The sequence below is a fragment of the Shewanella zhuhaiensis genome, assembly GCF_022484835.1.
Taxonomy (GTDB): Bacteria; Pseudomonadota; Gammaproteobacteria; order Enterobacterales; family Shewanellaceae; genus Shewanella; species Shewanella khirikhana.
Genome location: NZ_JAKUDL010000005.1, coordinates 1 through 12,533 on the forward strand (window position 1 = coordinate 1; position 12,533 = coordinate 12,533).

The 12,533-nt window shown below is 57.4% G+C and carries 5 protein-coding genes; 1 reads left to right on the forward strand and 4 read right to left on the reverse strand.

Annotated features, from left to right (window positions below; all coding sequences use genetic code 11):
• The 3 genes from MJ923_RS14005 to guaB form a co-directional block, all read right to left on the reverse strand.
• A partial coding sequence (locus tag MJ923_RS14005) for a Calx-beta domain-containing protein (protein ID WP_240591635.1) occupies nucleotides 1-5,534 on the reverse strand: 5,534 nt, incomplete at its 3' end.
• A 777-nt stretch (nucleotides 5,535-6,311) separates the two neighbouring features.
• Nucleotides 6,312-7,889 carry a glutamine-hydrolyzing GMP synthase gene (gene guaA / locus MJ923_RS14010; RefSeq protein WP_240591636.1) on the reverse strand — a complete coding sequence of 526 codons (1,578 nt, stop codon included), beginning with the start codon at nucleotides 7,887-7,889 and terminating at the stop codon, nucleotides 6,312-6,314.
• A gap of 96 nt (nucleotides 7,890-7,985) precedes the next feature.
• The gene (gene guaB / locus MJ923_RS14015) at nucleotides 7,986-9,452 is read right to left on the reverse strand and encodes an IMP dehydrogenase (protein ID WP_126167525.1); all 1,467 of its coding nucleotides are present in this window, start codon (nucleotides 9,450-9,452) and stop codon (nucleotides 7,986-7,988) included.
• Nucleotides 9,453-9,572: 120 nt separating this feature from the next.
• Between guaB and xseA the strand changes: the two genes are divergently transcribed.
• Nucleotides 9,573-10,916, forward strand: coding sequence for an exodeoxyribonuclease VII large subunit (gene xseA, locus MJ923_RS14020; protein WP_240591637.1), 1,344 nt, complete (start codon nucleotides 9,573-9,575; stop codon nucleotides 10,914-10,916).
• Between the two features lie 73 nt (nucleotides 10,917-10,989).
• Here the strand turns inward: xseA and der are convergent, their stop codons facing one another.
• Nucleotides 10,990-12,456, reverse strand: a complete 1,467-nt coding sequence (gene der, locus MJ923_RS14025; protein WP_240591638.1) for a ribosome biogenesis GTPase Der — start codon at nucleotides 12,454-12,456, stop codon at nucleotides 10,990-10,992.
• Between the last annotated feature and the right edge of the window lie 77 nt (nucleotides 12,457-12,533).

A 12,533-nucleotide genomic window follows, 5' to 3' on the forward strand; every position in this document is an offset into this window, starting at 1 on the left:
GTTGGACGGTCATCATCGGCCGTGCCGCCGCCAGGCGGGGTCACGGAGCCATCATCAACGATGGTGGCAGCGCCAGTCACGCCGGTCGCGCCATTGGTGGTAATACCACCGGCTTCAGTCACCTGCAGGCTGAAGGTTTCATCGCCTTCATAGACGCTGTCCTGGGTGGTGGCCACGGTCACGGTCAGGCTGGTGACGCCGGCCGGGATGGTGACGTTACCGCTGCCATCTACCGCCAGAGTCTGGGTCTGGCCGTTGCCGTCCACGTAAGTGACGGTCATGGCACCAAGGTCGGTCTCTTCGGCGGTGCCGAGGTTCAGCCCCAGATTAATGGTCAGTGGTGCTTCGGTGGGGTTAGACAGGCCCACGGTGAACACTGCATTGCTGCCCTCACTCACTTCACCGGCATCGGTGACCGACAGGGTTGGACGGTCATCATCGGCCGTGCCGCCGCCAGGCGGGGTCACGGAGCCATCATCAACGATGGTGGCAGCGCCAGTCACGCCGGTCGCGCCATTGGTGGTAATACCACCGGCTTCAGTCACCTGCAGGCTGAAGGTTTCATCGCCTTCATAGACGCTGTCCTGGGTGGTGGCCACGGTCACGGTCAGGCTGGTGACGCCCGCGGGGATGGTCACATCGCCATTGGCGGCCACAGTCAAGGTCTGGGTTTGGCCATTGCCATCCACATAAGTGACGGTCATGGCACCAAGGTCGGTCTCTTCCGCGGTGCCGAGGTTCAGCCCCAGATTAATGGTCAGTGGTGCTTCAGTGGGGTTAGACAGGCCCACGGTGAACACCGCATTGCTGCCTTCCGACACCTCACCGGCATCGGTCACACTCAAGGTTGGACGGTCATCATCGGCCGTGCCGCCGCCAGGCGGGGTCACGGAGCCATCATCAACGATGGTGGCAGCGCCAGTGACACCGGTCGCGCCATTGGTGGTGATACCACCGGCTTCAGTCACCTGCAGACTGAAGGTTTCATCGCCTTCGTAGACGCTGTCCTGGGTGGTGGCGACAGTCACGGTCAGGCTGGTCACACCCGCGGGAACAGTCACATCGCCATTGGCGGCCACGGTTAAGGTCTGGGTCTGGCCATTGCCATCCACGTAAGTGACGGTCATGGCGCCAAGGTCAGTCGCTTCCGCGGTGCCGAGGTTCAGCCCCAGGTTAATGGTCAGTGGCGCTTCGGTCGGATTGGAGAGGCCCACGGTGAAGATGGCATCACTGCCCTCACTCACTTCACCGGCATCGGTCACACTCAGGGTTGGACGGTCATCATCGGCCGTGCCGCCGCCAGGAGGCGTTACCGAGCCATCATCGACGATGGTGGCAGCGCCAGTGACGCCGGTCGCGCCATTGGTGGTGATACCACCGGCTTCAGTCACCTGCAGGCTGAAGGTTTCATCGCCTTCATAGACGCTGTCCTGGGTAGTGGCCACGGTCACGGTCAGGCTGGTCACGCCTGCGGGAACAGTCACATCGCCATTGGCGGCCACGGTCAAGGTCTGGGTCTGGCCATTGCCGTCCACGTAAGTGACGGTCATGGCACCAAGGTCGGTCGCTTCCGCGGTGCCGAGGTTCAGCCCCAGATTAATGGTCAGTGGTGCTTCAGTCGGATTGGACAGGCCCACGGTGAAGATGGCATCACTGCCTTCACTCACTTCACCGGCATCAGTGACCGACAGGGTTGGACGGTCGTCATCGGCCGTGCCGCCAGGAGGCGTTACCGAGCCATCATCAACGATGGTGGCAGCGCCAGTCACGCCGGCTGCGCCATTGGTGGTAATGCCGCCGGCTTCAGTCACTTGCAGGCTGAAGGTTTCATCGCCTTCATAGACGCTGTCCTGGGTGGTGGCAACAGTCACGGTCAGGCTGGTCACGCCGGCCGGGATGGTGACGTTACCGCTGCCATCTACCGCCAGAGTCTGAGTCTGACCATTGCCGTCCACATAAGTGACGGTCATGGCACCAAGGTCGGTCGCTTCGGCGGTGCCGAGGTTCAGCCCGAGGTTAATGGTCAGTGGTGCTTCGGTCGGATTGGACAGGCCCACGGTGAACACCGCGTTGCTGCCTTCCGACACTTCACCGGCATCAGTCACACTCAGGGTTGGACGGTCATCATCCGCCGTGCCGCCGCCAGGAGGGGTCACCGAGCCATCATCAACGATGGTGGCATCACCAGTCACACCGGTCGCGCCATTGGTGGTAATGCCGCCGGCTTCAGTCACCTGCAGGCTGAAGGTTTCATCGCCTTCATAGACGCTGTCCTGGGTGGTGGCGACAGTCACGGTCAGGCTGGTCACGCCCGCGGGAACAGTCACATCGCCATTGGCGGCCACGGTCAAGGTCTGGGTTTGGCCATTGCCGTCCACATAGGTAACGGTCATGGTGCCAATATCAGACGCTTCGGCGCTGCCGAGGTTGAGACCGAGGTTAATGGTCAGTGGTGCTTCGGTGGGGTTAGACAGGCCCACGGTGAACACTGCATTGCTGCCCTCACTCACTTCACCGGCATCGGTGACCGACAGGGTTGGACGGTCATCATCGGCCGTGCCGCCGCCAGGCGGGGTCACGGAGCCATCATCAACGATGGTGGCAGCGCCAGTCACGCCGGTCGCGCCATTGGTGGTAATACCACCGGCTTCAGTCACCTGCAGGCTGAAGGTTTCATCGCCTTCATAGACGCTGTCCTGGGTGGTGGCCACGGTCACGGTCAGGCTGGTGACGCCCGCGGGGATGGTCACATCGCCATTGGCGGCCACAGTCAAGGTCTGGGTTTGGCCATTGCCATCCACATAAGTGACGGTCATGGCACCAAGGTCGGTCTCTTCCGCGGTGCCGAGGTTCAGCCCCAGATTAATGGTCAGTGGCGCTTCGGTGGGATTGGACAGGCCCACGGTGAAGATGGCATTGCTGCCCTCACTCACTTCACCGGCATCGGTCACACTCAAGGTGGGACGATCGTCGTTGGGGTTAGGACCAGGGCCTGTGCCATCGTCAACAATGTTGGTGCTGGCGCTGCTGTTCGCGCCAATGGTAGCGTTGCCGCCACTTACGCCGCTGATGCTGATGGTGAAGTCTTCGCTGCCTTCGTAGATGGTATCGTCGATGGTGGCGATATCCACTGTCACGCTGGTTTGACCGGCGGGGATCACCACGCTGACCACACCGGTAAAATCGCTGCCATCGGCGGCGGTACCGGAATAGCTGAAGCTGACGGTAACATCTTCGGTGGCAGCCTGATCCAGGCTCACGGTAAAGCTAGCGCTGTCGCCTTCGCTCACGTCAGTTTGATTGGCACTGATGCTGACTTCAGGGTAAACCACATCACCATCGTCGCTGTCGGTGCCTGTGTTACCGGCGGTGTCGGTGACGCTGGCATCGGCAGTGTAACCGCCCTCTGGCAGCGGCTCGGCCACATCGACAGAATAAGTGCCGTCTTCATTGACCGTGGTGGTCAGGGTTTGGGTGCCGCCTTCGCTGTCGGTAATGACAATGGTCACTGTGCTGCCCGGGTCGGCGTCCGTGGTACCTGTGATGGTGGGTGTGTCATCGGTGGTGTTGTCGGGCGCTTCTACGATAATGGTGGGCGCAGTGGCATCCACGCTGCCGTCATCGGTATCGGTGGCGGTATTACCGGCAGCATCGGTCACGCTGGCATCGGCGGTGTAATTACCACCAGGCAGCGGATCGGTCACTTCAACCTCGTAGGTACCGTCTTCGTTGACTGTGGTAGTCAGGGTTTGGGTGCCGCCTTCACTGTCGGTAATAACAATGGTGACTGTGCTGCCGGGGGTGGCATCTGTGGTACCCGTGATCACAGGCGTGGTGTCGTTGGTGTTATCGGGCGCATCCACGGTGATCACCGGTGGGGTGATATCCACGCTGCCATCGTCGCTGTCGGTGGCTGTGTTGCCAGCCGGGTCGGTCACACTGGCATCGGCGGTATAGCCGCCTTCTGGCAGAGGCTCTGTCACATCCACCGCATAGGTGCCGTCTTCATTCACCGTGGTGGTCAGGGTTTGGCTGCCACCTTCGCTGTCGGTAATGATGATGGTAACTGTACTGCCAGGTTCGGCATCTGTGGTACCTGTAATGGTCGGGGTGGTGTCGTTGCTGTTATCCGGCGCATCCACTGTTATCACGGGGGGCGTGGTATCCAGCACGGCAGCATCGCTGCCCTGAGGTGATTCATTGCCAGCCTGATCGGTCACTGTGGCCACCACAGTAATGGTTTCGCCCTCACCCGGTGATGGCAAGTCCATGTTCACAAAGCCGTTATCAATATCTTCCTGGGTCAGGACAATATCGACTCCGTTCACCGTCAGGGTGTCACCGGCGATGGCGCCGGTTGGGGTAATATCAATGGTGACATTGACCGTAGCCGCGCCGCCCAGCTCTTCATTGCTGATAAAACCATCGTTGTTGGCATCGGTGTTAATCACCACTATGGGCGCACCATCTTCTACCGGGGTAACGTTGATGGTCAGGGTTGCGGTAGCGCCTGTGTTGGTGGTGTAAGTGATAACGGGAACTGTACCATTCCAGTCGGCATTGGGGGTAAAGCTGTAGCTGCCGTCGGCATTGATCACCAGCACACCGCCGGTCAGTTCAACACTGCTGCCGGCGCCGTAGTTATTGCCTTCAACCTCGAAGCTCACCACACTGAGCTCGGAATCGATGTCGGAGTCGTTATCCAGCACATTGCCTGTGGCAACGGTATCCTCGGCCACAGTCACCACATCATTCACCGCTGTGGTAGGGTCATCCACCGGCGTTACATTAATGGTCAGCGTCGCGGTCGCGCCTGTGTTGGTGGTGTATGTGATAACCGGAACTGTGCCGTTCCAGTCATCATCGGGGGTAAAGATGAAACTGCCGTCGGCATTGATAACCAGCACGCCGCCAGCCAGCACCACAGAGGTGCCCGCGGTATAGGTGCTACCGTCTACTTCAAAGGTAACCACGCTCAGGCTGGAGTCGATGTCCACATCGTTGGAAAGCACATTACCACTGGCAACCGCGCCTTCTTCAACGGTGACTTCGTCATTCAGGGCAGCAGTCGCGTAATCGCCGGGCAATTGTGGCTCGACCACAGCAGCAACAGCGGCTGGCGCTTCGCCTGTGGTATCAAAACCCGCGGCGGCCAGCGTTTCACTGCCGGTACGGGCCAGACTCACATAGCCAGAATCACCCTGATTGGCCGGTGCATTACCGGCAGCGGTATCGGGCAAGTCTTCGGTCGGATCGTCACCTGCGCGAATTTGCTCCTGCAGGCTATTGATTTCACTGAGGGTATTCGGGTCTACCGCCTCTTCTTCAATAAGCGTCATCACCCCCTGGGACTCGGCATCCGCGCCGACCAACAGGGAGCCATCGTTTAACACCATCTCGAAACGGGTGTTGTCTGCAATCAGCAGCACAGCCCCTTCTGGAATGGTATCCCCGACTGATACGGCCTTGGCAGCCCCATCAGCATCCATCTTTATCTGCCCGTCGACAAACTTCAGTAAGCCTTTCTTTTGCATGACAAATAAACCCATAACACTACCCCCACCTTGTGTTCGACCAGAGGTTCTTCCGTTACCTTCTTTGAAAAGCAAAGCGACTCTTACTCTAGGGCAACAAACAGAACTTTATACTGTAAATATTGATTTCTAAGGATTTTAATCCACTTATACGCGAAATCTAACAGTAGAGCCATATTGTGTCAATTTATTGACGAGCCCACTAAATACCCGAAATATTTGCAAAAATAATGAACGCCATTCGGTAACTTTTTGTTTGCAAACAGCGTTAAAAACAGCTCGCAGGTAAAAGAGAGCCACATGTGCGGTAACGAAGGGGAACCGGATAACTGTGTTAATTTGTAAGCCAGTGCCACGCCAGGAAAGTAAGCACTGCGCCCAAAGCTCTGCCCTGCTGGCATTCGGAGACGATGTCAATTTGCGGGAGTGGTGCAAACACACCAGAAACCTTGGCCATTTGCGTGCTTGGCATCGATGGATGCATGGAGAATGCAGCGTCCAATATCGAATACAGCGATTTTGTTGGTATAAAAAAGAAAAGCCAGTGGGATATTCTGAAAACCCAATCAATCCACACTGGTCTGCTGAGCAAATAAGGCGGAAGTTGTAGCGTGGTAATTCGAAGCGGTCAGCCAGACTAAAAAGTGCAAATAAAAAGCAGCATTTTGACCTCATTGGAGTTAATAACCAACAAGGGCGCTGCACAGGTAATAAAAAAGCCGCCCATTGGCGGCCTTTTTATTGGCGGTGATTAACTCAGCCGCTTTTACTCAGCAATTATTCCCACTCGATGGTGGCGGGTGGCTTGCCGGAGATGTCGTATACCACGCGGGAGATACCGTCGACTTCGTTGATGATGCGGTTGGATACGCGGCCAAGGAAATCGTATGGCAGGTGTGCCCAGTGTGCAGTCATAAAGTCGATGGTTTCCACGGCGCGCAGCGACACAACCCAGTCGTACTTACGGCCATCGCCCATTACGCCAACACTGCGAACCGGCAGGAACACGGTGAACGCCTGGCTGACCTTGTTGTACAGATCGGCGCGGTGCAGCTCTTCGATGAAGATGGCGTCGGCGCGGCGTAGCAAATCGCAGTATTCTTTCTTCACTTCGCCCAGTACACGCACCCCAAGGCCTGGGCCTGGGAATGGGTGGCGATAGAGCATGTCGTATGGCAGGCCGAGTTCCAGACCAATCTTACGCACTTCGTCTTTAAAGAGTTCACGCAGCGGTTCTACCAAGCCCAGCTCCATGTCATCCGGCAGACCGCCCACATTGTGGTGCGACTTGATAACATGGGCTTTACCGGTGGCACTGCCTGCAGATTCAATCACGTCAGGGTAGATGGTGCCCTGGGCCAGCCACTTGGCGTTTACGCACTTGGAGGCTTCTTCGTCGAAGATTTCCACGAATACGCGGCCAATGATCTTACGCTTGGCTTCAGGGTCGTTTTCACCCTTGAGCGCTTCGAGGAAGCGATTTTCAGCATCCACGTGGACAATGTTGAGACCAAAGTGGTCGCCGAACATTTCCATTACCTGCTTGGCTTCGTTGAGGCGCAGCAGGCCATTGTCAACGAATACGCAGGTCAGACGCTTGCCGATGGCGCGGTGCAGCAGCATGGCAGTCACAGATGAATCCACACCGCCAGAGAGGCCGAGGATCACTTCATCGTCGCCCACCTGAGCCTTGATGCGCTCTACCGCGTCTTCGATGATGGAGGCAGGCTGCCACTTGTTGTCACAACCACAGATGTCCATCACAAAGTGTTCCAGCATGCGCTTGCCCTGACGGGTGTGGGTCACTTCGGGGTGGAACTGTACGCCGTAGAACTTTTTCTCTTCGTTGGCCATCACAGCAAACGGACAGGTTTCGGTCTTGGCGACGGCTACAAAGCCTTCGGGGATGGCAGATACCTTGTCACCGTGGCTCATCCACACGTCCAAAAGCGGCTTACCGGCATCGGAAATGCCGTCTTCGATGTGACGCAAGAGCGCACTGTCGCTCAGCACTTCAACCTGGGCATAGCCGAACTCACGCTCGCCAACACCCTGGATAACCTTACCACCCAGTTGCTCGCTCATGGTCTGCATGCCGTAGCAAATACCCAGCACAGGCACACCGGCGTTAAACACGTACTCGGGGGCGCGGGGAGAGTTTTCTTCGGTTACCGACTCAGGACCACCGGCCAGAACGATACCGTTAGGGGCAAATTCGCGGATCTGCGCTTCGGTCACGTCCCAGGCCCAGAGTTCGCAATACACACCAATTTCACGAATACGGCGGGCGATCAGCTGAGTGTACTGAGAGCCGAAATCCAGAATAAGTATCTTGTGCTCATGAATGTTGCTCATGGAAAACCTTTATCTCATTTGGCATTTATCTTGTTCCGGCGCCCAAAGGCCCGGACATCAGGTACAGCAAGGGCGACCCGGGGCCGCCCTTTTCAATCAGCCACCGGTACGATAGTTAGGGGCTTCTTTGGTAATGGTCACATCGTGCACGTGGGACTCGCCCATACCGGCGGAGGTCACCTTCACGAACTGGGCTTTTTCGTTCAGTTCTTTGATGGTAGCGCAACCGGTTAGGCCCATACAGGAGCGCAGGCCGCCCATGTGCTGGTGAATGATTTCCTTGAGCTTGCCCTTGTAAGGCACGCGACCTTCGATACCCTCAGGTACCAGCTTGTCGGCGGCGTTGTCGCTCTGGAAGTAACGGTCAGATGAACCCTGGCTCATGGCGCCAAGTGAACCCATGCCACGATAAGACTTATAAGCACGGCCCTGATACAGCTCGGTTTCACCCGGAGCTTCGTCGGTACCGGCAAACATAGAGCCTGCCATGATGCACGAAGCACCGGCTGCCAGCGCTTTGGCGAGGTCGCCGGAGAAGCGGATACCGCCGTCGGCAATCACAGGTACCCCCAGGTGCTTCACGGCTTCAGCAGCGTCAGACACCGCTGTGATTTGTGGTACGCCCACACCGGTTACGATACGGGTGGTACAGATGGAGCCTGGACCAATACCCACTTTCACCGCGTTTACACCGGCTTCAACCAGCGCCAGGGCGCCTTCGGCCGTGGCCACGTTGCCACCGATGATTTGCAGTTCAGGGTACTTGTTACGGGTGTCGCGAATGCGCTGCAGCACGCCTTCGGAGTGACCGTGCGAGGAATCGATAAGCAGTACGTCAACGCCGGCTTTCACCAGGGCATCAACACGCTCTTCGTTGCCAGGACCTGCGCCCACGGCAGCGCCTACACGCAGACGACCGAGTTCGTCTTTACAGGCGTTTGGCTTACGCTCAGCCTTTTCGAAGTCTTTTACTGTGATAAGACCTTTGAGGCAGAAGCTGTCATCAACCACCAGTACCTTTTCGATACGGTTGGTGTGCATCAGCTTTTGCACGTCTTCAAGCTTGGTGCCTTCAGGCACTGTCACCAGACGATCTTTTGGCGTCATCACTTCCTGTACGGTTTTGGACCAGTCGGTCACAAAGCGTACGTCACGGCCAGTAATGATGCCTACCAGTTCGTTGGCTTCGTTCACCACGGGGTAACCGGCAAAGCCGTTACGCTCGGTGAGCTTACGCAGCTCAGCCAGAGTGGTGCCCGGAGTCACTGTCACAGGGTCCTGTACCACACCGGCTTCGTAGATTTTAACCTTACGGACTTCTTCAGCCTGGGCCTCGATGCTCATGTTTTTATGAATAAAGCCCAAACCACCTTCCTGAGCCATGGCGATTGCCAAGCGCGCTTCAGTCACGGTATCCATGGCGGCAGACACCAAAGGAATGTTGAGCTCGATTTTTTGAGTCAGTCGAGTCTTGAGGATTGCGGTATTAGGGAGGACTGTAGAGTGCGCTGGGACCAGTAACACATCGTCAAAAGTCAGCGCTTCTTTGATTAAACGTAGCATTGCAACATCTCCCCTTGGGTAGGATAAGTAGAGGTGAAATATTGCGGCGGCATTATACCTTGCAAGTGGGGGGCGGTAAATGCAAAATTGTGAAAAATTACCATTTGCCCGGAAATTTCAATGCAAGTCCCTAAAAATGATGTTTATACCGTCTCTCGCCTCAACGGTGAAGTACGGCAGTTATTGGAAGGGCAATTGGGCCGGATTTGGCTCAGCGGCGAAATCTCCAATTTCTCCTCGCCCTCCTCTGGCCACTGGTATCTGACCTTAAAAGACAGCCACTCGCAAATCCGCGCCGCCATGTTCAAAGGCCGCAACAGCACAGTCACCTTTCGCCCTGTCAATGGCCAACAGGTGTTGGTTCGCGGCAGTATCAGCGTGTATGAACCCAGGGGCGACTATCAGCTGCTGATTGATGCCATGTTCCCGGCGGGCGACGGCATGCTGGCAGCGCAGTTTGAAGCGCTGAAGATGAAACTCGCCGCCGAAGGCCTGTTTGCGCTGGAAACCAAGCGGCCGCTGCCTGAATCCATTCGCCGCATTGGGGTTATCACCTCTGCCACCGGCGCCGCGATACGCGATGTACTGCATGTATTGAAGCGGCGAGACCCAGGCATCGAGGTGGTGATTTATCCCACCGCCGTGCAGGGCAAAGATGCTGACAGGGAAATTATTCGTGCCATAGAGCTTGCCAATGCCCGGCTGGAGGTGGATGTCCTCTTGCTTACCCGCGGCGGCGGCAGCCTTGAGGATATGTGGTGCTTTAACAGCGAAGCCCTGGCCCATGCCATCTACAACAGCGCCCTGACCATAGTGAGCGCCGTGGGTCACGAGGTGGACACCAGCATCGCCGATTATGTGGCTGATCTGCGCGCCCCCACCCCCTCGGCGGGCGCCGAGCTGCTTTCAGGCGATCAGAGCCATAAAAGCCACAAGCTTGCGGCCACCTTCTCGCGTCTGCAGCAAAGCTGGCGCCATTATCTGCTTGGCAGCCAGGCCAGGCTTGCCGCCTTACAGGCAAGGCTCGACAGGCAGGATCCCAAACGGGCGCTGGGGCAGCAAATTCAGCGCCTTGATGAACTGGAGCTGCGCCTTGGCGCCGCCATGGACAAACGCCTTGCCCGCCAAGCCATGTTGCTCGAGAGACTGAAAGCAAGGCTTGAGCGCCAGTCTCCGGCACAAAAGCTGCGTCTTGAAGCCCAGCGCCTTGGCTATCTCGATGCAAGGCTGCACGCCGCGCTGAAAGACACCCTTCAAGACGCCCACAGCCGCCTTGGCCGGGTTGCTCATCAGCTCGAAGCGGTATCGCCGCTGTCCACCCTGTCACGGGGCTACGCCATTACCAAGGACAGCGATGGCAAGGTGCTGCAATCGTCTGCCCACTTAAGCCCGGGCGACCAAGTAGAAACCCAGCTTAAATCGGGGCGCTTCAGCGCCGAAGTGATCCAGGTGTTTACCGACTAATCTGAGGCTTTCACCGCAAAAATTGGACACAAAAAAGCCGGGCAATGCCCGGCTTTTTGCTGGATGGCTGCTATCAGGATTTCTTGGCCTTGATATGGCTCATCATCCGCTTACGGCGACGCTCCTGGCTCATGGTCAGCTTTTCCTTCTTGCCTTCGAACGGGTTATCCCCTTCGTGGAAACGCAGTTGGATAGGCGTACCCACCACTTTGAGCGAGCGGCGGTAGTAGTTCATCATGTAGCGCTTGTAAGAGTCAGGCAGCTTGCTCACCTGGTTGCCGTGTACCACCACAATTGGCGGATTGTAACCACCGGCGTGGGCGTACTTGAGCTTCACCCGGCGACCATTCACCATAGGTGGCTGGTGATCGTCCTGTGCCATCTGCATGATACGGGTCAGCATGGCGGTACCCACGCGGCGGGTCGCACTCTCGTAAGCCTCTTCGATAGACTCGAACAGGTGGCCAACACCTGTGCCGTGCAGTGCCGAAATAAAGTGAATACGGGCAAAATCGATAAAGCCAAGGCGACGGTCAAGCTCGGTTTTTACGCGGTCTTTCACGTTCTGATCCAGGCCATCCCACTTGTTCACCGCTATCACCAGTGCGCGGCCGGCGTTGAGCACAAAGCCCAGCAGACCCAGATCCTGCTCGGCAATGCCTTCATGGGCATCAATCACCAGCAGCACCACGTTGGCATCTTCAACCGCTTTGAGGGTCTTAATCACCGAGAACTTCTCGATAACTTCATGCACACGGGCGCGGCGACGCACACCGGCGGTGTCGATAAGTACGTAGTTACGGCCATCGCGCTCCATGGGAATGTACACAGAGTCGCGGGTGGTGCCGGGCTGGTCGTACACTACCACCCGCTCTTCACCCAAAATACGGTTGGTCAGGGTCGACTTGCCCACGTTGGGCTTACCGATAATGGCAAGCTTGATGGGCTGCTCCATCAAACGCTGCTGTTCGGCTTCGGCTTCTTCTTCGGTGTAGAAACGCTCGGCAGGGCTTTCTTCTTCCTCGCCGTCGCGGGTGATGCCCATGGCCTCGGCAAAAGGCGCCAGCGCATATTCCACCATGCCAGTAACGCCACGGCCCTGCGCCGCCGCCATCTGGTATACCTCACCCAGACCCAGCTGCCAGAACTCTGCGCAGGCAGAATCACCATCGATACCATCCACCTTGTTGGCCACCACAAAGGTGATCTTTTCGCGGCTGCGAAGGTGCTGGGCAATGGCGAGGTCTGCGGCGGTCAAACCGGCGCGGGCGTCGGTCATAAACAGCACTACATCGGCTTCTTCGATAGCTGCCAGTGACTGCTCGGCCATCTTGGTCTCGATGCCTTCTTCGGTGCCATCGATACCGCCGGTGTCCACCACAATAAATTCGTAGCCGGACAGGTAAGCACGGCCGTATTTGCGGTCACGGGTCAACCCGGGATAGTCCGCTACCAAGGCGTCCCGGGTTCTCGTGAGTCGGTTGAACAGGGTCGATTTGCCCACATTGGGGCGACCCACCAGGGCCACTACAGGGATCATGTGTTTGCCTCTATTACAATCTTTTCAATAAAAAGCCCCCGGAACGTACTTCCAGGGGCTTGGCAAGGTTGAACCTT